General features: G+C 68.4%; 29 protein-coding genes. 26 read left to right on the top strand and 3 right to left on the bottom strand.

Annotated elements, in window-relative coordinates; genetic code table 11:
* The first annotated feature begins 3 nt into the window (after nucleotides 1-3).
* The 23 genes from BGO45_RS11180 to BGO45_RS11070 all read left to right on the top strand — a co-directional run bounded on the left by BGO45_RS11180 (nucleotide 4) and on the right by BGO45_RS11070 (nucleotide 20,221).
* Entirely contained in the window at nucleotides 4-504 is a 501-nt protein-coding gene (locus tag BGO45_RS11180; RefSeq protein ID WP_292694191.1) for a hypothetical protein, read from the top strand.
* Entirely contained in the window at nucleotides 504-2,192 is a 1,689-nt protein-coding gene (locus BGO45_RS11175) for a hypothetical protein (RefSeq protein ID WP_292694187.1), read from the top strand. The genes BGO45_RS11180 and BGO45_RS11175 overlap by 1 nt, the downstream gene beginning before the upstream one ends.
* Nucleotides 2,193-2,202: 10 nt before the next feature.
* Nucleotides 2,203-3,531, top strand: a complete 1,329-nt coding sequence (locus BGO45_RS11170; protein WP_292694185.1) for a phage portal protein — start codon at nucleotides 2,203-2,205, stop codon at nucleotides 3,529-3,531.
* A gap of 90 nt (nucleotides 3,532-3,621) precedes the next feature.
* Nucleotides 3,622-4,170, top strand: coding sequence for a hypothetical protein (locus BGO45_RS11165; protein WP_292694183.1), 549 nt, complete (start codon nucleotides 3,622-3,624; stop codon nucleotides 4,168-4,170).
* 60 nt (nucleotides 4,171-4,230) lie between these two features.
* On the top strand, nucleotides 4,231-5,475 hold the full coding sequence (locus BGO45_RS11160; protein ID WP_292694181.1) for a hypothetical protein: 1,245 nt from the start codon (nucleotides 4,231-4,233) through the stop codon (nucleotides 5,473-5,475).
* Between the two features lie 19 nt (nucleotides 5,476-5,494).
* Nucleotides 5,495-6,091: a hypothetical protein gene (locus tag BGO45_RS11155; protein WP_292694179.1), complete on the top strand. Its 597-nt coding sequence runs from the start codon at nucleotides 5,495-5,497 to the stop codon at nucleotides 6,089-6,091.
* Nucleotides 6,079-6,417, top strand: coding sequence for a hypothetical protein (locus BGO45_RS11150; RefSeq protein ID WP_292694178.1), 339 nt, complete (start codon nucleotides 6,079-6,081; stop codon nucleotides 6,415-6,417). The genes BGO45_RS11155 and BGO45_RS11150 overlap by 13 nt, the downstream gene beginning before the upstream one ends.
* Nucleotides 6,418-6,425: 8 nt before the next feature.
* Entirely contained in the window at nucleotides 6,426-6,671 is a 246-nt protein-coding gene (locus BGO45_RS11145; RefSeq protein ID WP_292694176.1) for a hypothetical protein, read from the top strand.
* Nucleotides 6,668-7,036 (top strand): hypothetical protein, encoded by a 369-nt coding sequence (locus BGO45_RS11140; RefSeq protein ID WP_292694174.1) that lies wholly within the window; start codon nucleotides 6,668-6,670, stop codon nucleotides 7,034-7,036. The genes BGO45_RS11145 and BGO45_RS11140 overlap by 4 nt, the downstream gene beginning before the upstream one ends.
* A gap of 65 nt (nucleotides 7,037-7,101) precedes the next feature.
* Nucleotides 7,102-7,650 carry a hypothetical protein gene (locus BGO45_RS11135; protein ID WP_292694172.1) on the top strand — a complete coding sequence of 183 codons (549 nt, stop codon included), beginning with the start codon at nucleotides 7,102-7,104 and terminating at the stop codon, nucleotides 7,648-7,650.
* Nucleotides 7,650-7,778, top strand: a complete 129-nt coding sequence (locus BGO45_RS11130; RefSeq protein WP_292694171.1) for a hypothetical protein — start codon at nucleotides 7,650-7,652, stop codon at nucleotides 7,776-7,778. Before BGO45_RS11135 ends, BGO45_RS11130 begins: the two co-directional genes overlap by 1 nt.
* Before the next feature lie 104 nt (nucleotides 7,779-7,882).
* The gene (locus BGO45_RS11125; RefSeq protein ID WP_292694168.1) at nucleotides 7,883-8,311 is read left to right on the top strand and encodes a hypothetical protein; all 429 of its coding nucleotides are present in this window, start codon (nucleotides 7,883-7,885) and stop codon (nucleotides 8,309-8,311) included.
* A 5-nt stretch (nucleotides 8,312-8,316) separates the two neighbouring features.
* Nucleotides 8,317-8,703: a hypothetical protein gene (locus BGO45_RS11120; RefSeq protein WP_292694166.1), complete on the top strand. Its 387-nt coding sequence runs from the start codon at nucleotides 8,317-8,319 to the stop codon at nucleotides 8,701-8,703.
* A 13-nt stretch (nucleotides 8,704-8,716) separates the two neighbouring features.
* Nucleotides 8,717-12,121 carry a tape measure protein gene (locus BGO45_RS11115; protein WP_292694164.1) on the top strand — a complete coding sequence of 1,135 codons (3,405 nt, stop codon included), beginning with the start codon at nucleotides 8,717-8,719 and terminating at the stop codon, nucleotides 12,119-12,121.
* Nucleotides 12,118-13,071 carry a hypothetical protein gene (locus tag BGO45_RS11110; RefSeq protein WP_292694162.1) on the top strand — a complete coding sequence of 318 codons (954 nt, stop codon included), beginning with the start codon at nucleotides 12,118-12,120 and terminating at the stop codon, nucleotides 13,069-13,071. Before BGO45_RS11115 ends, BGO45_RS11110 begins: the two co-directional genes overlap by 4 nt.
* 21 nt (nucleotides 13,072-13,092) lie before the next feature.
* Nucleotides 13,093-14,193 carry a hypothetical protein gene (locus BGO45_RS11105; RefSeq protein WP_292694160.1) on the top strand — a complete coding sequence of 367 codons (1,101 nt, stop codon included), beginning with the start codon at nucleotides 13,093-13,095 and terminating at the stop codon, nucleotides 14,191-14,193.
* A gap of 9 nt (nucleotides 14,194-14,202) precedes the next feature.
* Nucleotides 14,203-15,087: a hypothetical protein gene (locus tag BGO45_RS11100; protein ID WP_292694158.1), complete on the top strand. Its 885-nt coding sequence runs from the start codon at nucleotides 14,203-14,205 to the stop codon at nucleotides 15,085-15,087.
* 3 nt (nucleotides 15,088-15,090) lie between these two features.
* Nucleotides 15,091-15,660: a hypothetical protein gene (locus tag BGO45_RS11095; RefSeq protein WP_292694156.1), complete on the top strand. Its 570-nt coding sequence runs from the start codon at nucleotides 15,091-15,093 to the stop codon at nucleotides 15,658-15,660.
* A complete protein-coding gene (locus BGO45_RS11090; RefSeq protein WP_292694155.1) occupies nucleotides 15,660-16,508 on the top strand; it encodes a hypothetical protein in 849 nt (282 codons plus the stop codon). The genes BGO45_RS11095 and BGO45_RS11090 overlap by 1 nt, the downstream gene beginning before the upstream one ends.
* On the top strand, nucleotides 16,505-16,927 hold the full coding sequence (locus tag BGO45_RS11085) for a hypothetical protein (protein ID WP_292694152.1): 423 nt from the start codon (nucleotides 16,505-16,507) through the stop codon (nucleotides 16,925-16,927). Before BGO45_RS11090 ends, BGO45_RS11085 begins: the two co-directional genes overlap by 4 nt.
* Nucleotides 16,928-16,952: 25 nt before the next feature.
* Nucleotides 16,953-17,276, top strand: a complete 324-nt coding sequence (locus BGO45_RS11080) for a hypothetical protein (protein ID WP_292694150.1) — start codon at nucleotides 16,953-16,955, stop codon at nucleotides 17,274-17,276.
* A gap of 45 nt (nucleotides 17,277-17,321) precedes the next feature.
* A complete protein-coding gene (locus BGO45_RS11075; protein WP_292694148.1) occupies nucleotides 17,322-17,660 on the top strand; it encodes a hypothetical protein in 339 nt (112 codons plus the stop codon).
* A 140-nt stretch (nucleotides 17,661-17,800) separates the two neighbouring features.
* A complete protein-coding gene (locus BGO45_RS11070) occupies nucleotides 17,801-20,221 on the top strand; it encodes a sialate O-acetylesterase (protein ID WP_292694147.1) in 2,421 nt (806 codons plus the stop codon).
* Between the two features lie 59 nt (nucleotides 20,222-20,280).
* Here BGO45_RS11070 and BGO45_RS11065 read toward each other — a convergent pair whose 3' ends face one another.
* A complete protein-coding gene (locus tag BGO45_RS11065) occupies nucleotides 20,281-20,559 on the bottom strand; it encodes a hypothetical protein (protein ID WP_292694145.1) in 279 nt (92 codons plus the stop codon).
* Nucleotides 20,560-20,627: 68 nt separating this feature from the next.
* On the opposite strand from BGO45_RS11065, the gene BGO45_RS11060 reads away from it, so the two are divergent.
* On the top strand, nucleotides 20,628-21,263 hold the full coding sequence (locus BGO45_RS11060) for a hypothetical protein (RefSeq protein ID WP_292694143.1): 636 nt from the start codon (nucleotides 20,628-20,630) through the stop codon (nucleotides 21,261-21,263).
* A gap of 152 nt (nucleotides 21,264-21,415) precedes the next feature.
* Nucleotides 21,416-21,955, top strand: coding sequence for a DUF3263 domain-containing protein (locus BGO45_RS11055; protein ID WP_292694141.1), 540 nt, complete (start codon nucleotides 21,416-21,418; stop codon nucleotides 21,953-21,955).
* Here the strand turns inward: BGO45_RS11055 and BGO45_RS11050 are convergent.
* Both BGO45_RS11050 and BGO45_RS11045 read right to left on the bottom strand, forming a co-directional pair.
* Complete coding sequence (locus tag BGO45_RS11050; protein ID WP_292694140.1) at nucleotides 21,937-22,470, bottom strand: Swt1 family HEPN domain-containing protein; 534 nt, start codon at nucleotides 22,468-22,470, stop codon at nucleotides 21,937-21,939. The genes BGO45_RS11055 and BGO45_RS11050 overlap by 19 nt on opposite strands.
* A gap of 53 nt (nucleotides 22,471-22,523) precedes the next feature.
* Nucleotides 22,524-23,168, bottom strand: a complete 645-nt coding sequence (locus BGO45_RS11045; protein ID WP_292694139.1) for a DUF5343 domain-containing protein — start codon at nucleotides 23,166-23,168, stop codon at nucleotides 22,524-22,526.
* 466 nt (nucleotides 23,169-23,634) lie between these two features.
* Between BGO45_RS11045 and BGO45_RS11040 the strand changes: the two genes are divergently transcribed.
* Entirely contained in the window at nucleotides 23,635-23,895 is a 261-nt protein-coding gene (locus BGO45_RS11040) for a hypothetical protein (protein WP_292694137.1), read from the top strand.
* The last annotated feature ends 397 nt before the right edge of the window (nucleotides 23,896-24,292 follow it).

Genomic DNA, 24,292 nt, shown 5'->3' with positions numbered 1-24,292 from the left:
CGCATGCCAGGACGAGGCCCCGCACCGAAGGACGCGAGCAAACGCGCCCGTCGGAACAAGGATGCGGTCGAGCTGCGGGTTCTGCAGATCCAGCCCACCGAACAGCCGAAGTTGCCGACGTTCTACGTAGATGTGAACCTCGGGAAGGACGAAGACGGCGCCCCTGTCATCGTCAAGAGGCGATTCACGTGGCCTGCCACGACCAAGAGCTGGTGGGAGATGCTCGCTCGGCATCCGCTTGCGGTGGAGTTCACTGAGATGGACTGGGCGTATCTCGCCGAGACGGCGATGATCCACGCGCAGTTCTGGAAGGGCGACGTCAAGCTCGCCGGCGAGCTGCGGCTCCGTGAGGCCAAGTACGGGTTCACCCCCGAGGACCGCGCCCGTCTGCGGATGCAGTTCGCGCTCGCGACGACCGCCGAGGTCGAGTCCGCCGAGCGCGTCGACCGTGCGGTGTCGTCGCGTGACCGGATGCGCGGTATCACGAGGAAGGATTCCGCCTGATGCCGTGGGTGCCGCAGTTCGAGGGCGACTTCCCGACGCTGGGATGGTCGATCGCCGATCAGATGGCGACCTACCTCGGGCGCCCGGACGCCGGCGACGACGACATCTTCGACCCGTTCGTCCTCACGATCGAGCAGCAGGAGTTCCTGAACGAGCTCTACCGCATCGACCCGGTCACCGGCCGCCGCGTGATCCATCGTGCCGCGCTGATCCGTCCGCGCGGGTGGGGCAAGTCCCCGTTTGTCGGCGGCATCATGATCGCCGAGGGCATCTTCGACGTCGTGCCCGACGGGTGGGACGCCGACGGGCAGCCGGTCGGCAAGCCGTGGTCACGGGTTCGCACCCCGTACGTCGCGATCGCCGCGGTGTCGGAGGAGCAGACCAAGAACACCTGGGAGCCGCTCCTCGAGATGCTCCGCCAGGGGTCCGCGGTCGACGAGTTCAACCTCGACCCGATGGACTCCTTCGTCGCTCTCGAGCGCGGCCGCATCGTGCCGATCACGTCGTCGGCGACGACGATCAAGGGCTTCAAGGCTGTCGCGGCGTCGATGGACCAGACGGAGACGTGGCTGCGTTCGAACGGCGGCGTGAAGCTCGCCCAGACCCTCCGCAACAACGCGACGAAGCTCGGCGGCGTCACGATCGAGACCCCGAACGCGTACACGCTCGGTGAGCGGTCGGTGGCGGAGCAGTCGTTCGAGTTCTGGAACGACATCCAGTCGGGCAAGTACAAGAACCTCGAGGACGTCCACTCGATCTACTTCGATCACCGGCCCGCGCCGGCGAGCACGCAGATCGACGACATGGACTCTCTCGTGCACGGCCTCCGCGTCGCGTATGGCGACTCGGCGAACCACCCCGACGGGTGCCTGCTGCACGATCCGCCGTGCGCTCCGGGCTGGTTCGACGTGCACCGCGGCGCGCTGGACTTCTTCGACACCGCCAACGACCCCGCGGTGATGCGCGCGGATTTCCTCAACCAGATCGACGCCGCGCGCGACGCGTACGTCACCGACCCGGAGATCCGCGCGTGCGTGGACGCCGGCCGCGGGAAGACCGTAGGGCGCTCCGAGCCCGTGACGCTCGGGTTCGACGGGTCCGAGGGGCGCAAGGACAAGCACCTCGCCGACTCGACCGTGCTCATGGGCTACTCCGTGTCGCAGCGGCACTTCTTCCTCATCGGCCTGTGGGAACAGCCCGATGGGCCCGCCGGTGAAGGGTGGCGGCCGCCGAAGCTCGAGATCGAGCAGGCCGTGGCGAAAGCGTTCCGCGAGTACAACGTGGTCGGGTTCTACGCCGACCCGTCCGCCGGTTGGGCGGGCGAGGTGAAGTCGTGGGAGGCCACGCACCACAAGCGGCTGAAGGCGAAGATGAGCGTGCCGGAGCCGATCCGGTGGAAGCAGAAGGACGTCACCCGCACGTGCGAGACGTTCGAGCAGCTCTACTCCGCGATCCGGCAGGTTGAGGTCACCTTCGACGGCGACCCGGCGGTGATCCGGCACTTCTTGAACGCGCGCCGTGACCCGCGCCGGTCCGGGTACGTGCTGAAGAAGGCCGACGACAACCAGGACTACGGCAAGATCGACGCGACCTACGGGGCTGCGTTCGCCTATGCCGCTGGCAACGACGCGATCGGTAAGGGCGTGACCGCGAGCTCGCGGCGCCGGATGCCGCGACAGCTCAGATAGGGGGTGGCCGATGGCCAGCACGCCGGAGGAGTGGCTCCCCATCCTGGCCAAGCGGATGGACGCCCGCGCCGAGAAGATCGCCGAGCTGCGCGCGTACGCGTCCGGCAACGCGCCGATGCCGGAGATGGGGCAGAACACCCGCGACGCGTGGAAGGCGTTCCAGAAGAAGGCGCGCACGAACTACGCCGGACTCGCCTGCCAGTCCCTCGCCGGTCGCATCGTCCCCACGGGAGTGGCTGTCGGATCGTCGCAGAAGAGCCCCGCGGTGCTCGCCCTCCGCAAGGTGTGGCGCGACAACCGCCTCTCGGTGGTGTTCGCAGACGCGATCCTCAACATGCTGTCGGTCCGGTACGGCTACCTCATCACCGGCATCCGCGACGGCGAGCCGATCATCACCTCGGAGCCGCCGGAGAAGGTCATCACCGCACCCGACCCGGCGCAGCCGTGGCGCGCGCGGGCCGCTCTGCTGGCGTGGCGCGACAACGACGCGGAGAAGGACTTCGCCCAGGTGTGGGTGCCCGGCGTGCGGCAGCGGTTCTCCCGCAGCGTGAAGACCGACAGCGGGACGATCCGCGGCACGATCGCCGAAGGGTGGGAACTCGACGGCGAGCCCGAAGTGTACGACGGGCCGGTCCCGGTGTTCGCGATGGAGAACCAGGACGGCGTCGCCGAGTTCGAGCCGCACATCGACGTCATCGACCGCATCAACCTCGGCAAGCTGCAGCGCCTCGTCGTCACCGCCTACCAGGCATTCCGCGCTCGGGCGATGAAGAACCTCCCCGACACGGACGACGACGGCAACGAGATCGACTGGGCGAAGCGGCTGGACTTCGCGCCCGGAGCGCTCATCGACCTTCCCGAGGGCATCGACATCTGGGAGTCGAAAGAGGTCGACATCCGCCCCCTGCTGGACGGCGAGAAGACCGACGCGCGAGACTTCGCCGCGGTCATGCGCACCCCGATCGACGTGTTCATCCCCGAGGGGCAGAACCAGTCCGCCGCCGGCGCCGAGAACTCGCACAAGGGCGAGATCCAGAAGGCGAAGGACCGCATCCATCGGTGCGGCGCCCCGATGGAAGCCGCTCTGCTCGCAGCACTCCGCATCCTCGCGCTCGATGACGGCGACACCATCAAGGTGACTTTCGAGCCGCCTGAGCACGTCTCCCTCACCGAGAAGGCCGCCGCGGCCCTCGCTGCGAAGGCATCGGGGCGATCCCAGCGGTGGATCGACGAGAACATCTGGGGCATGTCCCCGGACGAGATCGAGGCCGAGGAGACCAACCGCAGCCGCGAGCTGGAACAGGCGCAGGCGGCGGCCGGCGCGATCACCGCAGCCTGACGCCAGGCGCATTCGACCACCCGCACCCGCGGGTATCCGGCGACCCCGAAACGGGGAAGCCATCCATCACTCCGAAACGGGGAACCCATCATGTCCAACATCCGACCCACCCTCGGACCGCTGCCGACCCCGAGTTGGCACCGCCCGTTCCTGCGCTACCTCGACGGTGACCAGGGCGGCGACGGCGGCGAGAAGAAGCCCGAAACGGGCGGCGACAGCGACCTCGAGAAGGCGCGCGCCGAAGCCGAGAAGTGGAAGGCCCTCTCCCGCAAGAACGAGGAGCAGGCCAAGGCCAACGCCGAGAAGGCCAAGAAGTTCGACGAGCTCGAAGAGGCGAACAAGACCGAGCAGGAGAAACTCCTCGCTCGTGCCGAAGCCGCCGAGAAGAAGCTCGCCGACCGGGAAGCGAAGGACGCCGCAGCCGCAACGGCGGCGGAGGTCGCGAAGGAGAAGGGCGTGCCCGTCTCCGCGCTTCGCGGGTCCACCAAAGAGGAGCTCGAGGCGCACGCCGACGAGCTGCTCGCGATCCTGCCCAAGAAGGATCCCGCGCCGTCCGCGGCTGGGCAGGGCGAGGGCGAACAGATCAAGACCGGCGACATGTCGGTGGAGGACATCGTCAGCGCGGCGACCGCCCGCTGACACCCCCGGAGACGTTCGCCACGAACGCTCACGGGCCACCAACCATCCTGAGGAGGAATCGTGGCAAACATCTTCGTCAAGGGGCAGAAGCTCGCGGCCACCGCGCTCGCCCTGCTCCGCAAGCAGGTGAAGGCCCCCGGCCTGTTCACCTACAGGTTCGGCATCTCGGACTTCAAGGGCGCCGAGGGCGACGTCGTCAACATCAAGCGGCCCGCCGTGCTCGTCGCGCGCGAGAAGCCGTGGCGTGGCGACGACCTGATCGTCGTCGACCGTCTGGCCAACTCCAAGATCCAGGTGGCGCTGAACCGCCACATCTACAGCGCGGTCGCGCTGTCGCCGGAGGAGGAGACGCTCGACGAGGTCGACTACGTCCGTGACGTCCAGGCGCCGCAGGTGCAGGCGATCCTCGACTTCTTCGAGGGCATCGTCGTCGGCGCGCTGCGCGCGGCGTCGTTCGTCTTCGGGGTGACGTTCAACACCGCGTCGAGCACGGCGGTCGAGAACGACGCTCGCAAGGTCGCCGTCCGCGCGCGCAAGCTCGCGCAGAAGGCGCACTGGCCGCTGTCGGGTCGCTACTGGCTCGTCGGCGCGAACGTGTCGGAGGCTATCGCGACGCACGACAAGCTGCTCGAGGTGGACGCCGCGGGGCTTCCCGAGGCGCTCCGCGAGGGTGTCGTCGGTCGCCTCGGCGGCTGGACGATCGTCGAGCTCGACGCGCTCGGCGACGACGAGTCGTACTTCGTGCACGAGACCGCCATCGCCATCGCGACGGTCGCTCCCGCGGTGCCCAACGGCGTCGCGAAGGGCGGCGGCGTCGCCGCGGGCAACGGTCTCGCCGTCACCCAGCTGTGGGACTACGACAGCGACCACCTCAAGGACCGTTCGATCGTTCACGCCTTCGCAGGTGCGACGGCCGTGCTCGACCCCGAGCAGGCGCCCGACGGGTCGATCGTGCGCGACGAGAACGACGCGGTCGTGCTGAAGTTCCAGCGCGCGATCAAGGTCACCTTCGGCGCGGGCGGTTCGGAGAAGGCCACCTACACGGTGACCATCACGGGCACCCCGACCGGCGGCACGTTCACGCTCACGATCGACGGTCAGACGACCGACGCGATCGCCTACAACGCGTCGAACGCGGACATCGCGAAGGAGATCAACGAGCTCACCGGCGTCTCCGGTGCGACCGTCTCCGGCGGCACGTTCCCCGGCAACGCGAAGACCGTCACGTTCAACGAGCGCATCGGCACCTTCACGGCGACCGGTTCGTTCACGGGCGGTTCGTCCCCGGCGATCACCGTCGCCTAACTCGGAAGGGGGTCAGGTCATGGCTGACGAGTACATGCCCCTCGCCGCAAGCGAGGACGTCGTCGCGGCTCTGGGCCGTGACCTGACCACCTCCGAGCAGCAGCGCGTCGGCGACGCGATCGCGAAGGCGTCCGAGCTGTTCCGCATGGAGGCTCGGCGCACCTTCACTCCGGGGCGGCGCACGAACCGGCTCCGATCGCACGCCGGCGAAGTGCGCCTCCCGGAGACACCCGTCGTCGAGGTTCACAGCGTCACCGACGACGACGGTAACCCCGTCCGGTTCAACCGTCTCGGCGCCGTGCTCACCATCACCGGGTGCACGACGGCATTCGTGCGCGTGGACTACTCCTTCGGCGACGAAACCGTGCCCGAGATCGTCCGCACCACCGTAGCCGGAGCGGTGGCGGGCGCCTTCGACATCGACAAGCGCGCCCGCGCGGGCATGACCCAGTTCCAGGAGACCGCCGGACCCCTGAGCGAGGGCGGCACGTTCGCCTCGTGGGCGGTCGGGGGTCAGGTGACCCTGTCGCCCGCGGACCTCGCCGTCGCGCGCTCCCTGCGCCCCACGAAGCTCGGCGGCACGAGTTCGCAGCAGGGGCCCCGATGGCGGTCCTGATCGGCGAGAGCGTGATCGTGCAGCGGCCGCAAGAAGTGGGCCGCAACTCCCGGCGCGAGCCGCAGATCCAATGGCAGGACGAGACCGTCGATGACGTGCTGGTCACCCCGGGGCCGCGCGACGACGTCGATGACTCTGCGCGCCCCGCGGGCGTCCGCGTCATGTGGTCGCTGATGTGGCCGAAGACATTCACGGGATCCCTCGCGGGATGCCGGGTCATCGTGCGCGGCAGCGAGCCGCTCAAGATCATCGGCGACCCGCAGCCGTTCGCCAGCGCCCCGACGCGCTGGAACCGACCGAGTGAAGCAGGTCGCATCGACGGATAGGAGACGTGGTGGCCGGGAACGTGAAACTCAATCTCGCCGGCCTGAACGTCGTGATGACCTCGCCCGCTGTCCAAGCCGAGGTCGACCGGGTCGGCGCCCGCATGGCGGCGGCTGCCGGGGAGGGCTTCGAGTACGTCGCCCGCCCTCATCGCTACACCGCTCGCGGGTACGTGCAGGCCACGTCTGACCGGGCTCGGCGTCGGCAGATGCGCGACGCCGTGCTCGAGCAGGCTCTCGGGCAGGTGCAGCGATGACGCATTTCACGGACACCGAGGCCGAGGTCATCGCGTTCCTCGCCGACCGGCTCGACGACGTTCCTGTCAGCCTGCGGGTGCCCGCGGAGCGGCCCGAGACGTTCGTGCGGGTCTGGGGCAGCGGCGGTGATGGCGTGAACCGGGTGATGGACGACGTGCAGCTCACGATCGAGGCATGGGCCGCCGACGACGAGGTCGCCGGGCTACTCGCGTTGCATGTGCGTGATCTTCTCCTGAACGCCTCGTCGGCGCTCCCGCTCGTTCGTCGCGTGCAGGCCACGCGCCCCTACTTCGCGCCGGACTCCACTACGGAGATCCCGCGCTACCGGTTCACCGCCCGACTCCGGGTGCGAGCCGCCCGCTGACTCGCCCGCGCGCCCGCGCGGACGCCACGCCGGTCATGCCCGGCTCACACGAAAGAGAGACACACATGACCGTGAACGCGGATCTCGCCCGCATCTTCGGTTCCGACTCCGACGCCATCCACCTCGCGCCCTACGGAACGGTTCTCCCGACGACCCTCACGGGCGATCTGGACGACGCGTTCGAGGACGTCGGCTGGCTCAACACCGACGGCATCACGGAGTCCCTGAGCGGCTCCGTGGACAAGAAGCGCGGCCACCAGGGGCAGCGGGTCATCCGTACGCGCATGAACGAGGGCGGCACGTCGATCGCGTTCGTCGCGCTCGAGACGAAGGCGCAGACGCAGTCGCTCCGCTACGTGGAGAAGACGGTGACCGTGACCGCGGGTGTCCGCAAGGCCACGCGCAGCTCCGGGCAGCGGATCGCCATCCGCTCCGCCGTCATCGACCTGTTCGACGCCGACGACGAGACGATCCAGGACCGGTTCATCATCCCGCGGTTCGAGATCTCCCCGAACGGCGACCGCGTCGCGAACACGGACATCGCCGCGTTCCCCTTCATGGGCGAGATCATCGGCGACTACATCCACCTGTCGACGGACGTCGAGGCCGCGTAATGGCCGGACGGAAGAAGCCCGTCGAGTCGACGTACCACCTCGACCGGTTCGGGGTACGTCACGAGATCGACGAGCAGGACGTCGCGCCCGACCCGCAGCCCGCGCTGCCGGCCGCGCAGGTCGACTGACCGGCCCGCACACAGACCGGTGGGCGGAGGTGTTGCCTCCGACGGCCTCCGCCCACCGCTACACGCTCCACGTCGGAGATCACACACAGTCGGAGGAGACTGCCATGCCCAACATCCCCGCAGGCGCCAAGGTGCCCGAGGACCACAAGAGCGAGACCGTGAAGCTGAAGGTCGAGAAGGTCGACATCGAGCTTCCCGTGATCGACGACACCGGAAAGCCCGTGCTCGACGACGACAAGAAGCCGGTCGTGCGGGTGGTGCCGGGCCGTCGCGTCACGATGCCCACGGCGACCGGGTCGATCGACGTTGACGTGCCCGACGAGGCGCTGGACGACTTCGAGGTGCTCGACGACATCCGCGCCGTCCAGGACGACAACGACGCCTCCCGCCTCCCGTCGCTGCTGCGTCGTCTCGTCGGCGACCAGTACCGCGAGGTGCTGAAGGCGCTCAAGGGGGCGAACGGCCGCGTGACCACGGAGGCCGGGTCGACGTTCGTCATGGACCTGTTCCAGGCGCTGTCCCCAAACTCCTGACGCTCGTGGGCGCTCTCATCCATCACGAGAGCGCCCTACGGGCGTCCCTGCAGGCCGAGTACCAACTCCGGCTCCTGCCCGGCGGGCGGACGGAGCCGGAGCGCACACCCCGCGAGCTCGGCGACTACATCGCGCACCTGCCGCACGGCTGCGCCCTGTGGATCGACACGGGCGGGGTGCCGGCGCTGAGCGCGGAGGCGCACCTGCTGCGCGAGGCGGTGTACCGGCTCGAGGTCCTCGACTGGCACACCGGCGGGTCGAACGGGCCGCAGCCCAAGCGCATCGAGCTGCCTGAGCCCGCTCACGAGGCACGCGCGCGGCAGGCCGTCATGGCCGAGAAGGCACGCAAGCACGCAGCGCGTGACCGGAGGCGGTCGCAGCCGACGACGTAGGACGGAGGTCGCCGTGCCCACTGGTGTGGAGATCGCAAACGCCTACGTCGCCCTGACGGTGAAGATGCCCGGCGCGTCCCGCGAGATCGCGGCTGAGCTGGGTCGCGCGGCGCCCGCGACGGAGTCCGCCGGCCGCAACATCGGATCCAGCATCCTCTCCGGCATCGGCGGGGTGCTCAAGGCCGGTGTCGGCGCCGTCGCGGGCGCCGCGCTCGGCACGGCCCTGTTCAAGGGCTTCCAGCGTCTCGACGCGATCGACACCGCGCGGGCGAAGCTCACCGGACTCGGGAACGACGGGGAGACCGTCAAGGGCGTCATGGCGAACGCCCTCGCCGCCGTCAAGGGCACCGCCTTCGGACTCGGCGACGCGTCCACCGTGGCCGCGCAGCTCGTCGCCGCACAGATCAAGCCCGGCCAACAGCTCGAGGGCGTGCTGAAATCCGTCGCGAACAGCGCCGCGGCCGCCGGCACGGACATCGGCGAGATGGGCTCCATCTACGCCAAGGTCGCATCCGTCGGCAAGGCGCAGAACGACTCGCTGCAGCAGGTCGCCCAGCGTGGCATCCCGATCTACCAGGCGCTCGCGTCCCGGCTCGGCGTGACCACGGACGAGATCTTCTCGATGGCGTCCGCGGGCGAGATCGGGTTCGACCAGTTCCAGCAGGCGATGACGTCCGCGGCGGGCACGGTCGCGTCCGAGATGGGTAACACCGTCAAGGGGTCGTGGGCGAACTTCATCGCGTCTCTCGGCCGGATCGGTGCCGGTCTCATGTCGGGCCTGTTCCCCAAGGTCGCCCCCGGCATCCAGGCGCTCACGAAGGCCCTCGGGCCGCTCGAGGACATCGCCGCCCGTGCGGGTGCCGCGCTGGGTGAATGGCTCGGCCCGTGGATCGACCGGATGACCGCCTGGGTCGCCGCGATCGACTTCACGAAGGTGGAGGACGGCGTCCGCGGGATCTACGACCTCGTCGTGAAGGGCGACTTCACGGGGCAGTTCCGCAACGCCTTCAACCTCGAGGAGGACTCGACGGCGGTCGACGTCATCCTGCGGATCCGGGACGGGATCGTCGGCATCTACGACTACGTCGTCAAGGGCGACTTCTCGGGCGCGTTCGCGCGTGCGTTCAACGTATCCGAGGACGACGGGATCGTGCTGTTCCTGTGGGGGCTCCGCGACGCCGTGGTGTCGTTCTTCTCGTCGCTGACCTCCGGTGACTTCTCCGGCGCGGCGTCGAGCATCGGCGCGTCTCTGCAGACGCTGACCCCGGCGTTGTCGGAGTTCGGCGCGCAGCTCCCGAAGGTGGGGCAGGCCGCGGCCAAGGTCACCGCGGGCGGCGTCGACGTGCTCACGCAGGTCCTGTCGTTCCTGGCGGACCACGTCGACACGATCATCCAGTTCATGCCGCTGATCGTGGCTGGGTTCATCGCCTGGCGCGTCGGGTCGGCGGCGGTCGCGAACGCGACGCTCGCGCTGCGCGGAGCGGAGCTCGCGGCGACGCCGGTCTACTTCGCGAACAACATCCTGCGGAACAACTCGGTCCGCATCGAGCGCGAACTCGCACTGGCGAAGGCTGCCGCTGCCGGATCCACCAATGTCGCGGCCGCGGCCACCACTCGCAGCACCGTCGCGACGCTCGCGGCGTCGACCGCGTCCCGTGTCGCCGCTGCTGGGCAGTGGCTGCTGAACGCGGCGCTGTCGGCGAACCCGATCGGCATCATCATCGTCGCGATCACGGCGCTCGTGGGGGCGCTGGTGTGGTTCTTCACGCAGACGGAGCTGGGGCAGCAGATCTGGTCGACCGTGATGGGGGCGATCGGCGCGGCCGCGACGTGGCTGTGGGAGAACGTCCTGTCGCCGGTGTTCACCGCGATCGGGGCGGTCTTCTCGTGGCTGTGGGACAACGTCATCAGTCCCATCGGGACGCTCGTGATCAACTACTTCCGGTTCTGGGGCGCGGTCGCGGTCTGGCTATGGGAGAACGTGCTGTCGCCCGTGTTCGGGAAGATCGGCGAGATCTTCTCGTGGGTGTGGCGGACCATCATCCAGCCGATCGTCGATTACATCGTGCTCGCGATCCAGGGCTGGGGCATCGTCTTCGGCTGGCTCTACGACACGATCATCCGCCCTGTATTCGCGGGCATCATGTCCGTGCTCGGCGCGGGGTGGTCGTGGCTGCGCGACAACGTGTTCTCGCCGCTCGGCCTCGCGGTTGACGCGATCGGGAAGGCGTTCGGCGCGACCGCGGACGCCGTCGGCAAGGCGTGGGAGGGCATCAAGCAGGCCGCCGCGGTCCCGATCAACTTCGTGCTGGACGCGATCTGGAACAAGGGGCTTCGCTCGTTCTGGAACGACCTCGTCACCACGCTGAAGATCGAGGACATGCGCCTCCCCGAGGCACCGCTGATCAAGTTCGCCTCGGGTGGTGTCCTGCCCGGATACACGCCGGGTCGTGACGTGCACCAGTTCTGGTCGCCGACAGGCGGTGGCCTCGCGCTCTCTGGCGGCGAAGCGATCATGCGCCCCGAGTTCACCCGCCTTGTCGGCGGGAAGGCTGGGGTCGACGCGCTGAACGCTGCAGCGATCGCCGGACGTCTCCCGATGGGGGACGGGGTCGGTCAGATCGCCGGGGACGTGTGGGACACAATCTCGCGCGCCGCGTCGGTCGCGTGGGAGTTCCTCACGAACCCGGGGCAGGCGATCCAGAAGCATGTCGTCGACGGCATCATCACTCCGCTCGCGTCGGGTCAGAACCTGTTCGGGCAGACGATCGCCGGTCTCGCCGGGAACACGGTGAAGGCGCTGTCGGGGATCTTCCCGACGGCGGCGGCTCCGGGCGGCGCCGGCATGGGCTGGGAAGCCATGTGGCGGATCGTGCAGTCCGCGCTCCCCGGGGTGTCGCTCACGAGCGCGCTCCGGCCGGGAGCGGTCACCGCGAACGGCGGGCAGTCGTACCACGCTCTCGGGCGCGCGATCGACCTGATCCCGGCGACGATGGACACCTTCAACCGGGTGGCCGCGCTGTTCCCGAACGCCGCAGAGCTGATCTTCTCGCCCGCGGGCGGTCGGCAGCTCCTGAACGGGAAGCCGTTCGATGGCTGGTCGGACGCGGTCCGCGCGCAGCACTGGAACCACGTGCACCTGGCGATGGCCGGCGGCGGGGTCATCCCGAAGCTGTACGACGACGGCGGGTGGCTGCCGCACGGCGGCATCGCGATGAACCTGTCTGGTCGGCCCGAGCCGGTGTTCACGGACGAGCAGTGGGGCCTCATGCGCTCCGGTGGCTCGCCGAGCACTCTCGTGTTCGTCGATCAGGATGGTGCGCTCATCGGCCGCATGAAGGCGGAAGCGCGGGGTGAGGTGCGCGCGGCGGCGTTCGAGGACGACCGGGCATGGCTCGGCGGAAGGAAGTCGGAATGATCGCCACCCTCACCCCTGAGACCGGTTTCGCTCCCGTCCCGCACATCCGCATCAGCATCGCCGAGGCGGACGCGTGGGATGGGGGCGGCCCGGACACGACGGGCCCGGACTCGTTCGACGGAGGCTCGCCCTCGACAGGGGGCGCCGGGTTCGACGCTGGGTCTCCGGCGAGCCTGTCGGTGACTCTCCCGGACGGAACGGACACGGTCACCCTGTGGTGGACGAGCGAAGGCCGCAGCGACATGGTCCCGGGGGCGATCCGCCGGCCCCTGACGTCCGCGTTCGGGCATCTCGACGTGGAGGCGGGGTTCGACGTCACCACCGCGTACGAGGTCGAGTGCTTCGCTAGCGGGGTGCCCGTGGGGCGGGTGCCGATCGGTTCGACGCTGCTGCCGTGGGAGGGCGACGAGGACGGGTGCCTGGTGCAGCAGCCCCTGAATCCGTACCTCAACGCGACGGTGGTCAACATGGCCGGGTCGTGGCCGTCGCTGACGCGTGAAGCTCCCGGCGAGCTCGTGCGCGTGCAGGGCGCGGTGTTCCCGTCCCTGGTGGGTGCGGGGCCTCGGCAGGCCGCGCAGGAAGTCGCGGTGCAGTTCGGCGTGGCCGGGCGTGGCATGTTCGACCGGCTCTGGGCGACGCTCGGGACGCAGGACGACCCGCAGCTCCCGGTGTGGCTGATCCGGTCGCACCAGGGGATCCTGCCGCGCCGGTTCTACGGGCACGTGAAGACGCTGACGCAGACCGACGCCGGGTACACCGGAGACGAGTGGTGGGCGGAGTTCTCCTCCACCCTGGCCGAGGTGGCGCGCCCGGCCCCCGGGCTGCAGGTGTCGCCGCTGTCGTACGACGACCTCGACGTGTCCTACGCGTCCTACGACGAGCGCGACGCGGCCTACGCGTCCTACGACGAGATGGACACCGACTGGTCGCTGGCGGGCGCCGCCGGCTGAACGTGAGGGGCGGGTGGGTCGATGCGAGCTGCGAACGACACCACCCGCCAACTCCTCGCGGACCTCGCCGATGGCCGCGGCGGCATCGAGAAGATCTGGACCGCCGACCTCATGTACGACGGCGAGCGGCGCCTCGAGGGGCTGCAGATCGACGAACCGGCGATCGGCTGGGACATGTCCCGGTTCGTCGTGGCGTCCGGGGCGGTGCCCGTGGTGTGGTCGGACGTGTTCGGGTCGTCGATGATCCCGCGGGAGATCGGCGACTGGTTCTCCCCGTTCGGTGCGGAGCTGCAGGTCGACTGCATCATCCGCGCCGGCCGGTACGAGGACCGCATCCCGATGGCTCGTCTCATCATCGACTCCGTCCCGGATGCCGACGACCGGCGGATGCTGTTCCAGGGGATCCCGTTCACGGCGGGGGAGTCGTTCACGGTGAACGTCGCCGACCGGCTGGCGAAGATCGCGCGGGACGAGTTCCGGGCGCCGACGAGCGCGAAGTCGTCGTCGGCGTGGCAGGAGATCCAGTCGGTCACCCGGTTCCCGGTGATCCGCTCAGTCCCGGATGCAGTGGTGCCCTCCGGCATCGTCTACGAGGGGCAGCGCTCCGCGGTTGTGAACAAGCTCTACGACCTGATGGGCGCGTGGCCGCACCTCACCGCCGACGGTGTGCTCACCGCGATCCCGAAGGCGTGGGGAGACCCGGTCGACGAGATCCGCGGGTTCGTGTCGGCGCCGGTGTCGATGTCCGCCGAGCAGACCTATAACAGCGTCGTCGTCGAGGGAAAGGATGATGCCGGCGACCCGATCTACGCGTTCGCCGACATCACCGAGGGGTTCCTGCGGGTGTCGAACCCGGGAGACAGCATGTCCCCGTTCGGGCGGAAGACCCGCCGCTACCAGTCCGAGTTCCTGCGGACGCGGCAGCAGTGCGAGGAGTTCGCCGCAGGGCTGCTCGAGCGCTCCGCCCGTCGCCGCGGCGTCCGCCGAACCATCACGGAGCCGTTCAACCCGCTCCGCGAGGTCGGCGACGTCCTGATCTTCGACGGCGGCCTGGCCCGGGTGTCGAGCCTGTCGCACAAGGGCGGGCAGACGATGACCACCGTCGACATCCCGGACCGGTAGGAGGTCGCCGTGGGCGAAGCTGCACGCCGCGAGACGGCCCGCAAGGCGGAGGCCGGGTTTCGTGCCGGCCGGTACGTCGGCGCGGACGGGCTGAACGCGCTCGTCGACCTCGGCGACCAGCGTGTCCCGGTGCCGTTCGCGACGGCCTGGGTGCCGCAGATCAACGAGGCGGTGACGGTTCTCGCGATCGACGGGGTGATGCGTCTCATTGGCCCGACGGTCCCGAAGCCGGGAATCGGGGTCGTGGAGACGATCAACGCCGAGAAGACGTCAGCGGTCGTCCAGACCGACTTCGGGACGTACACGCTCAGCGTCGCCCCTACGGACCCGGCGCCGTCGTCGGGGGACACGGTCGGTATCCACTGGTCGTCGCAGCCGTGGTGCACGCTCCTGCTCGACGTTCCCGACCCGGAGGAGCCCGCCCCCGACCCCTCCGGCGGTTCCGGTGGTGAAGTGAAGACGGCGGAGTTCCGCGCGATCGACACAGGGTCGACGGACCGGGGGAGCGCGCGGTGGTGGCAGCCGCAGCCGTGGTCTTCGGAGTCGACGTACGGGGCGTGGTTCTACGGGTCGCAGATCAAGGACACGATCCCCGCGGGCGCCGAGTTCGTGTCGCTGCAGTTCTACGTTGCGTGGGACCGGCGCCGCTATGGCGGGTCGCGGTTCACGCTCCACTCCGACGCGACGAAGGGCGGCGTGCCCGCGATGAGCGGGTACACGGTGTGGAACCCGGACGGCGGGTGGCAGACACCCCCGGACCCGGCCGGATGGTTCAACGCGCTGAAGACCGGCGGAGACCGATTCGGGGTCGGCCTGAATCAGGGCGGGTACGAGCAGTTCAAATCGTTGGCGCAGGACGGCATGTCCGGTGCGCTCCGGATCAGTTGGAGGTAGCACGTGGGCAACACCCTGAACGCGCTCGGCAAGCCGGTGTTCACGCCGACGCCGACGCAGACGACGGCGGACATGCAGGCCGCGGCCGACTGGGCTGAGAAGGTCGGCGGGCTGCTGAAGGTCACGAGCGCGCAGCGTGCGCTCCTCACCTCGGGGCAGACGACCGTGGGCTGGCTGATCGTCGAGACCGACACCGGCCGCATCTACCAGGTGACCGCGTCCGCTCCGCAGGGCGAGGTCATCGGCGGAGCCCGCATCCCCGGCGTCCTGACCGGTGTGCCGACCTCGACGACGTGGACGTACTCCCTCACCGTCTCCGGGACGACGGTCACTCTCGACGCGATCGTCACGAAGAACGACGGCGGATTCTTCGGTACGGCGATCCAGGGCATCCTGCCCGTGGGATTCCGGCCCGGCCGTGAGGTCATGGTGGTCGGCGCCTCCCGCAACGACGCCGAGCTCTGGGTGTTCCTCGGCGTGTACATCACCCCGGACGGCAACATCCGCCTCAACCAGAACAACGCCCCGAACATCAAGGTCATCGGCTTCCGCACCTCCTGGGAGCGGGCCTGATGAGCATTCGCTACGCCGACGGCGAGCACAACGCGGCATCCGGCACGCGGGAAGCGTTCGGCCGGTTCTCCGACGACCTCGTGGCCGCCGGCCTTCCGCCGATCACGGTGGTGTCCGGTGACCGTGAGCCCGCTGAGCAGGTCGATCTGTTCGTGACCCGGTTTCTTCAGCAGGCGACCGGGAGCGGCCCGTTCGGTGATGTGCGCTGGTGGGACGGCTCCGCGTGGGGGTACGGAGGCGGCACCCGGTGGGTGCGCTGGTCGAGCGCCGGCACGGTCGCGGTTCCCGGCACGGGGAACCACGAGAAGCGGCGCTCGGATGATCTGGCGTGGCCGTACAACGCGGTCACGACGGCGCACTTGCGCGCGCGAGAGATCGCCGCGCGGCACAACATCACCTGCGACGGCCTCGGCTTCGGCGAGCCGTGGCACTGGACGTTCTGGGGCGCGCTCGGCGTCATCGGCTCGCCCGCATCAACCGGCAACGCAACACCGATCCCGAAGGAGTGGGACGAGATGGCATCCGAACAGCAGATCGAGGACGCGGCCTACCGCGGTGCCCGGCGCGCGCTCAACGAGCGCGGTGCCGATGCGGCGCAGGTCATCCAGAACGTCGAGTTCCTCACCGACCAGGTGCAGGGGTTCCCCTCGACGGACCGCGACCAGACGTTCCAGCTCGCGACCGCGATCCGGTCGATCGCCACGATCAAGAGCTGGCTGTCGTTCACCCGCGTGAAGGTGCACTCCATCTGGGCGCGGACGATCGGCCGTGACGTGCGCGCTGGGATCAGCCCGCAGGACGTCGCCCTGATCGACAGCATCGAGGGCAAGCCGGGCGAGCACTCGTGAGCCTGCACGTTCGCGCGCGGCGGGCGTGGGAGTCGATCACCGAACCCAGACACCTGAAGGCGACCTACTTCGTGTTCTACGTCGTCGCGTTGGCGACGGGCTTCGCGACGCTCGTGCGGCCGCCGCAGTCGATCGAAGGCGCGCTCGGGACACCTCTCACCGCCGTGTGGGCCGGGTTCGTAATCATGGGCTCGTTCGGGGGCCTGCTGACGGTGTTCCCGGGCTGGTGGTTCGCTGAGCGGCTCTCGATCGTCATGATCTGGATCGGCGCGGCGATCTACTTCATCGTCGTGCTGTCGCTGCACCTCTCGCAGTCCGGGTCGCGCCTCACGCAGATGGGGTGGATCGCGCTCGGCGCGGGGCTCTTCTTCGTCCGCTGGCTGCTGATCAGGAAGTACACGTTCGAGCCCCGGAAGTGAGCGCCACGTGACCATCGAAGACCTCGTGAAGCTGATCATCGCGGTCTCCTCCGGTGGCCTGCTCGTGAAGATCCTCGATTGGGTCCGTGACGCCCGCAAGGGCCACCTGCAGAAGCGGCGCGCCGAGGTGGACGCCGCGATCGCCGAGCGCGACAAGGCGCGCGCTGAACGGGACACCGCGATCGAGGCGCGCGACGACGCCGTGGCCGATGCGGCGTGGTGGCAGCGGTGGGCCCGGATCGTCGAGGAGGCACTCGCGATCGCCCGCCGGCGCTTCATCGACGCGCCGTGCACGGATCCCGACGAGCTCGATCCCTATCCATCGCGGCCTGACCGCGACAAGCCCTGACCTCGGCGTCCGCCGGGGTCGTCACCGTCCCGGAAGGACACCATCATGGACATCGCTATTCCCGCCGCGCCCGCCGGCATCCTCACGCTGCTCGCGTTCTTCTCGCCGTACGCGATCGGAGCGCTGAACGGGCTCCTGCCGTTCGTGCGGAAGCCGTGGCAGAAGAAGGTCGTCTCGATCACCTTCGCCGTCGCCCTCGCGATCGTCGTCGTGCTGTTCTACATGAACATCACGGGCGAGCCGATCGGCAACATCTGGCTGTTCATGCTGCTCTCCGTCGTCATCGTGTCGGCGTCGTACACGCTCATCACCCGTGGCACGGCGTCCGCCGTCGAGCGCGCGACCGAGAAGCCGACGCGGGTCGACGGCGCGCACAACGAGTGATCCGCGTCCTCGTCGCGGCGGCCGTCCTCGCCTGGACGGTCGCCGCTCTCAGCTACCACGGCTTCACCCGCATCACCCCCTCGTCATCGACGTCGTCACCCTGTGGACGTCACCCCCTCTCGTAGATCAGGAGGCCGCTCGTGGCTGACCTCGTAGGACCGATCCAGTTCAAGCGCGGCACGTCCGCGGCATGGGCCTCGGCTGCCGTGCCCCTCGCCGAGGGTGAGATGGGCATCGACCTCACGCTCATGCGGGTGAAGATCGGTGACGGCGCGACGCTGTGGCCGGCACTGCCGTGGGCAACCGCGGACAGCACAACGATCGCTGCGCTGCAGGAGCTTGCTGAGAATGCTTCGGACGCTGTCGGCTTGGCGCAGGCGATCGCGGATCAGCGGATCTCGACTCTTCCGTGGAAGATCATCATCGCGTGGGGGCAGTCGAACGAGTCATCCCAGGGGACGGACTACACGGCTGACCCGGTGGATGCCCGGATCTTCGCCTTCCCGACCGCGGGCACCGGGGTGGGTACCATCGTGCCCGCTCAGGATCCGATCGGTTTCGGTGACGGGTCCACGGGCCTGTCCCCAGCTCTCGTGTTCGCCCGCCGGTACGCCGCCGCGAACCCGGGTGTGCGTGTCCTCATCGTCCCCGCCGCATGGTTCGGGACCGGGTTCTACGCGGGCGGTTCCAGCGGCAACCGTTGGCTCGTCGGGTGGACGCCCGGGACCGGGCAGGTCAACCTCACCGACCGTCTCGTCAGCCTGTCTCTGGCTGCCCGTGACCTGGCGAAGCAGTCGAGCCCGGCCGTGGAGTTCGCCGCTCTCGTCGGCATCCAGGGGGAATCCGACGCCTCCGCGAGCATCGACGCGGCCACCTACGCCGCAGCTCTGGACGGGTTCGTGGCCTACGTGCGCACCGCGCTCGGCGCGCCGAAGCTGCCGGTCGTGCTGGGGCAGATGATCCCGGAGTCGCTCGTCGGGGCGACGTCGTTCCGTCTCGGGATCAACGCGGTCCACATCGACACCCCGCGCCGACTGCTGTACTCCGGGTTCGCGTACGGCGCGTCGGGGTTCGTGAAGGCCGACGGCGGCACCGTGCACTACACGGCGGGCGGACAGCGGATCAACGGGCTGCGGCGCTGGGACGCGTACCTGCGGGCGCTGGCGAACGTGCCCGGGGTGCTGCCCCTGCCGCCGCGCAACGTGCGCCCCACCCTCGACTCGGGCACGCTACGCGTCGAATGGGACGCACCTGCTGGGCGTGTCACGTCCTACGTCGTGCAGACCCGCGGGATCGACTCCGGCGACTGGACGACCGAGTCGCGCACCGTGTCCGCCACGGGGGATTCGTACCTGAACACGGTGCAGACCCGGACGGGCATCCCGTCGGGGTCGATCGTCGAGGTGCGTATCGCGTCGGTGAACGAACTCGGACAGTCCGAATGGGCGAATGTTGTGCTGGTCGCGGCGACGGATGTTCCCACGCCGGCGGTGTCGCAGACCGGCGCGGGCCAGGTGGCGGTGTCGTGGGCGGCTAACCCGCTCGCGCAGACGTACCGGGTGGACTACAAGCTCGCGTCGTCGTCGACCTGGACGCTGGGCACCCCGCAGTCGGGCACGTCGAAGACGATCACGGGTCTGTCGGCGGCGCTGCACGACTTCCGGCTCATGGTGTCGACCACGTTCGGGTCCTCGAACAAGGCGGTGCAGTTCACCCTCGGGGTCGGCCCGCTGACGGGAACGTTCTGGCGTGTGGTGTCGCTGCGCGTGGCGGTATCCGGCTACACGGGTCCGCTGGTCCGCGTGCGCCGAGCATCCGACAACGTCGAGACCGACATCTCCGCGACGTCGGGTGGTGGGCTCGACTTGGCTGCGCTCATCACGGCATCCGGTGGCGGCGACGCTTTCGTCGTCACCTGGTACGACCAGACCGGCAACGGTCGCCACTTCACGCAGTCGACGGCCGCGGCGCAACCGAAGATCGTCGAATCCGGTGCGGTGCTGACCGTGAACGGGAAGCCCGCAGTCCGGTTCGACGGTGTGGACGATGTCCTCGTGTCGACGGCGGTCGGCGCGTACAACGACGGGTCGGCCACGTTCTACACGGTCGCGATGTCGCCGACAGCACCGGCACAGGGTGGGGTGCTGTTCGGTGAGGGTCGTGCGTCCTCGTCGGTGCCGTACTACCGGCCGATCGTGTCGAACCGTTCCGATGGTCGATTGGATGCGCTGATCCGCAACGACGCCTCCACGGTCATCCGGGCACAGAACGGCACCGGGTACCTGCCTGCCGCGTTCACTGCGACGGGTGCGCAGATCACCGTGATCGACAGTGGGTCGAACCTCACCGGTCGCCTCAATGGGGCACAGCTCTACTCTGAGGCGTACACGCGACCGTCCGCGATCACCCTCGACGCGGCTGGCCTGGGCGCGAACCCGCGCGCGACGACACCGTTCTGGACGGGTCTGATCGCGGAGTTCGCAGAGGTTCACGCCGTTCACGACTCCACCACCCGCGGCGCGAACGAGACGAATCAGAAGGCGTACGCGGGCACCCCGTGACGCAACAACGCCCCCGGCGTCCTACTCTTCGGAGCGGGACGCCGGGGGCGTTTCGTCGTTCACGTGCGCACCGTCACCGCGTTGCGCCACACGACCGGCTCCCAGTGGTCCCCGCGGACGTCGACCGCGATCATCACGACCCGGTCGTTCGCACCCCGCGCGACACCGGGGACACGCTCTGCGGGCCGGTCACGCCACTGCACCCACACCCACACCGGCCGCGGCGCCGGGAACCACTCGACAGGCTGCGGGCCGAACGCCTGCATCGGCAGCGTGCATGGCGCGACCCGTGTGAGCGTCAGCTGCAGCTTCTCGTCTGTGACCTTCGTCGAGCCCATAGACCGGTCCCCTTCCCCGGCCGAGGGGAACAGCGTACGCGGCGGCACCGACAGGCTACGCTTCGACCATGAAACGCACGGGGGCATGGTTCGCGGGGGTAGCGGCGATGGGGCTGCTGCTGACGGGGTGCGGGGCGGCGGATACCGCGCCAGCAGAGTCCGCACCGACCGCCGAGGCACAGCCGACTCCGACGCAGGAAGCGGCGGCGGAGCCGGCGGGCACGCGACAGAACCCGGTGCCGTTCGGCGAGGCGTACACCTTCGAGGACATCGGTGAGGCTGGCGGACCCGCCTGGAAGGTGACGATCGACCAGCCCCGCGACATGAGCGCCGAGATCCTCGCCGCGGCCGTCGAGAAGTACGGTGACGACGAGTCCTACCTGGCGCCCTCGCGACCCGAGGCGGGGACGACGTTCGTCGGCTACACCGGCACCCTTGAGCGTCTGCTCGACACCCCGATGGCACCCGGCTACGACCTCGAGCTCGCGGTCGTGGGCTCCGACGGCAACACCTACAACGCGATCGCGTTCGGCGTCGGCGGTCCCGAGGAGAACATCGTGAACATCGCGGAGATGTACGCGCCGGCCACCGCGCGGTTCTCGGATGTGCAGGTCGTGCCGGAGGGTGTGACCGCTGGCCAGGTGCTCGTGACGATGCGGAACACGGGGGAGCGGATCTACTTCGGAACGCCGCCTGCGTCCTGACGGGGCGATCCGCGTGGGATGACGTGCACGCGGCACGCGTGGCACCACGTCGCGGCGATCACCGTCCCGCACCGGGGGCACGCGATCGGCGGAGGCAGGGTCACGCGGGGGAGCGTAGTCCGGATGTCGGAGGCCCCGCGCAGACTGTCCACATGGCGAGCATCGAGGTGACGGAGCTGCTCGACTTCGAGGAGCAGTGGCCGCGATGGTCGGCGCGCAAGGATGAGGCAATCCGCGCGCGGTTCGGCGTCACGCCTGCGCGGTACTTCCAGATTCTGAATCGAGCGATCGACACGCGAGGCACTCGAGGCGCGACCCATGCTGGCATCCCGTCTGCGGCGGTGTCGGGAGCGCGCGCGAGCCGAGCAGACGCGCCGCCACGCGGGCTGATGTCTCACATTCGTCTCACATGTCGGATGACGTCGGTGTCGCCCGGTGTCGGCGATTGTCGCTCCCACGGCAGAGATTACCCCCGGTCAGGCAGCGAAAGTGTCGTCCAGTGTCGGCGGGTGTCGTTCCTTGTCGCACCCGTCGAGGTAGTCAAGGGGTCGCAGGTTCAAATCCTGTCATCCCGACAGTCGAGGCCCCGGTGGATCAAAGGATCCGCCGGGGCTCTGTCGTTGCGTGAAATAGGGTGGGGATCCGAAAGGCCTCCTGCTGTACGCAGGGTTGCTCACTCCATCAGACGGTAGAAGTCCCGTACAGCGAGATGGAGGCGCACAACCTCGTCCTCGGCGAGCGGCGCGCAGTGGGCGATTGGCCCACGGAGGAGGTTGAGGCTGCTCAGCACCTTCTCGACACCCCGTTTGCTGTTGAAGGTGGCGCCGAAAATGTCCCAGTTGACCTTTAGGATCTCGCCGAGCTCACCGAACGTCGTGTAGTCGATCGGGTGTGAGGATCGTAGCGTGACGCCGTTGTCCTGCTCGCGCTTCTTGTTGTTGTCCACTGCCGTCTTTACACTCTCAGGGCAGTGCTCGTCCCACCACTTCTCCCCGTGCGCCTCCTCCAGTTGCGACTCGATCATGTCGCGAATCTCATTCTCGAGGCAGTAGAAGATTTGGTAGTAGCGCGCCATCTCCGCCGCCTGCGCGCGGAGGGCGGCAGAGAACTGAAGGTAGTAGCTCTCCTGAGTCGTGACGTCGTCGACAACATCGTCACCGGCGACCGGGTCTACGTCGAAGCGAGCCGAGATGTCCTCCAACTCCACTCGCAAGAGTTGACGTCCCATGTGCATCAGTTGCACCTGGCTAAGCGAGTCACTCACAGAAGATGATCTTTCAGGGCCTTGAAGATTGAGTTGAACACCGCGATGTCACTGGTGTTCGGCAGATTGATGTTGATCGTGTACCCGAATCGAACAGCTGCCCCGCCGAGACTCGGGTCTGGGATTACTCCTCCGGGTGGTGGAGTGTCACTGGCGTGCTGCTGCGAGTTGCCCGGAGTCTCAGCGACAGCACCGCTTGTGGCACCAGACGCTGTGAAGTCGGCGTACGGCTTGAGCGCCTCGAAGGTTCCGACGATAGCGCGCACGGTGCTCGATCCGTCTTCCGACCCAGTGACCTCTTTGACTAACCCTTCGAGTTTCTTCTTGTCGAGCTTGTCGGCGAACTCGTTGCGTTTGTAGAGCGGCGCGTAACCAGTTCGGATAGCCTCGGCCATCGCGGCCTTCGACTCATCCACCGAACCGCGGAATCTCTTGTACAGCTCTGTGGGACTCCCGTCAGAACTGATCAAGGAGAGTCGCTTGCCCAAAGGGATGAAGGGCCTGGCGCTGCCACTGGAGAACCCGAGCACCGTTCCGAGGAAGTCCTGCGAGAAGCGATCTGGAGTCTTTGCACTCTTGATTCCGTCAAGAATCTTGCTGACCAGTCCTGTGGACTGCATGTAGGGAAGGGTCTCGGCCACGGCGCATCAACTCCATCTCGGATTGACCCCGAGCATATCGGGACGCGATCATACGGTCTGCTATCGCGCATAGCGAAAGCGGCTACGCGGGATGCCTCCGCCAGTGTCATCGACATGGCGCGATGTACAACTCCGCGAGACGGTCAACGCACTTCAGGTGGCCGTGACGCCTGCCCTGTTCACGGTGGCCGGTCGCAGGGCTACCCGCGGTCCAACTAGACCCCGCACGCTCCGCAGTATCCGCCAGTGGCGATCCGTCGTGGGGTCGAATCTCTGGCCGGTCGTCATCGGGTGGTAAGTCTTGCACCGCTGATGAGCTTCGCGCTCAAGCGCTGATTCGTCGTGATGTGGAGAAAGAGAAGGAGGCTGCTCGGCACCGAGACCGTCGGGACGTCGTCCATGTCGCGCTTGGCTAGATCGCGGGAGCGCCGCGCAGGACATGCATGACGCGCCAAAGGCCAACGGCGTGACGGTCTGGTTCAGAAAGAAGGACGTGCCGCTCGCGACGTCACCGTCGGGACAGATCAACAAAGGCCTGAGGATGTCGCGCATCAAGATTGTGTCGGGCACCCCGGCAATGCTTGACGGCATCATCAAGGAAGGCCTCGCGCAGCAGAAATTGCCTGCGCCGCTCTTCACCGATCGAACTTTCGCGATCGCGCGTGGCACGATGTTTGAAGCATTGCCCGACGCGAGTCCGCTTCTGGATCCGACGGTCTGGACTTGACACCGCGGAGTCGTCGCTGGAGGACGTGGCGGCGAAGGTTGCATAAGCCGTGTTCCTCGCGGAGCTCGTCCATCTGCAGATCACGACGCGAGAGGACATCGCTGGTGGAATCATTTGAGAAGGCTTTGGTCCCGGCTGACCTGGATTATCTGTCGTCGCGCGAGCTTCCGGCGCGGGTGGATCTGCGAGTCCCACGCGTCCTGGACCGATACGGGCCGTTTCGGTCGCCTGCTCCCGCGCTGAGCGGCGCTGCCTCAGGGCGCCTAGCGGATGTCGCGCGCACTGAAATGGCAGGAGTGGAGAGTCCGTTCGTTCGTCCTGGTTGGCTGAATCAGCAGCCGATACCGCGTTTGGTGATATCGGCGAGATACGACGGCCGCGACGCCTTTGGCGCGTC

This window comes from Microbacterium sp. 71-36, assembly GCF_001898305.1.
Lineage (GTDB): Bacteria > Actinomycetota > Actinomycetes > Actinomycetales > Microbacteriaceae > Microbacterium.
Note: the sequence above shows the minus strand (reverse complement) of the source record. Positions and strands in the feature narration are given on the sequence as shown.

What these genes read in the sequence shown, in the direction of transcription:
- BGO45_RS11090 (WP_292694155.1), top strand. Translation starts at nt 15,660, where the DNA reads ATGAGCATTCGCTACGCCGACGGCGAGCACAACGCGGCATCCGGCACG.
- BGO45_RS11055 (WP_292694141.1), top strand. Translation starts at nt 21,416, where the DNA reads ATGGCGAGCATCGAGGTGACGGAGCTGCTCGACTTCGAGGAGCAGTGG.
- BGO45_RS11075 (WP_292694148.1), top strand. Translation starts at nt 17,322, where the DNA reads ATGGACATCGCTATTCCCGCCGCGCCCGCCGGCATCCTCACGCTGCTC.
- BGO45_RS11065 (WP_292694145.1), bottom strand. Translation starts at nt 20,559, where the DNA reads ATGGGCTCGACGAAGGTCACAGACGAGAAGCTGCAGCTGACGCTCACA.
- BGO45_RS11105 (WP_292694160.1), top strand. Translation starts at nt 13,093, where the DNA reads ATGCGAGCTGCGAACGACACCACCCGCCAACTCCTCGCGGACCTCGCC.
- BGO45_RS11180 (WP_292694191.1), top strand. Translation starts at nt 4, where the DNA reads ATGCCAGGACGAGGCCCCGCACCGAAGGACGCGAGCAAACGCGCCCGT.
- BGO45_RS11170 (WP_292694185.1), top strand. Translation starts at nt 2,203, where the DNA reads ATGGCCAGCACGCCGGAGGAGTGGCTCCCCATCCTGGCCAAGCGGATG.
- BGO45_RS11150 (WP_292694178.1), top strand. Translation starts at nt 6,079, where the DNA reads ATGGCGGTCCTGATCGGCGAGAGCGTGATCGTGCAGCGGCCGCAAGAA.
- BGO45_RS11135 (WP_292694172.1), top strand. Translation starts at nt 7,102, where the DNA reads ATGACCGTGAACGCGGATCTCGCCCGCATCTTCGGTTCCGACTCCGAC.
- BGO45_RS11060 (WP_292694143.1), top strand. Translation starts at nt 20,628, where the DNA reads ATGAAACGCACGGGGGCATGGTTCGCGGGGGTAGCGGCGATGGGGCTG.
- BGO45_RS11165 (WP_292694183.1), top strand. Translation starts at nt 3,622, where the DNA reads ATGTCCAACATCCGACCCACCCTCGGACCGCTGCCGACCCCGAGTTGG.
- BGO45_RS11140 (WP_292694174.1), top strand. Translation starts at nt 6,668, where the DNA reads ATGACGCATTTCACGGACACCGAGGCCGAGGTCATCGCGTTCCTCGCC.
- BGO45_RS11130 (WP_292694171.1), top strand. Translation starts at nt 7,650, where the DNA reads ATGGCCGGACGGAAGAAGCCCGTCGAGTCGACGTACCACCTCGACCGG.
- BGO45_RS11175 (WP_292694187.1), top strand. Translation starts at nt 504, where the DNA reads ATGCCGTGGGTGCCGCAGTTCGAGGGCGACTTCCCGACGCTGGGATGG.
- BGO45_RS11125 (WP_292694168.1), top strand. Translation starts at nt 7,883, where the DNA reads ATGCCCAACATCCCCGCAGGCGCCAAGGTGCCCGAGGACCACAAGAGC.
- BGO45_RS11110 (WP_292694162.1), top strand. Translation starts at nt 12,118, where the DNA reads ATGATCGCCACCCTCACCCCTGAGACCGGTTTCGCTCCCGTCCCGCAC.
- BGO45_RS11155 (WP_292694179.1), top strand. Translation starts at nt 5,495, where the DNA reads ATGGCTGACGAGTACATGCCCCTCGCCGCAAGCGAGGACGTCGTCGCG.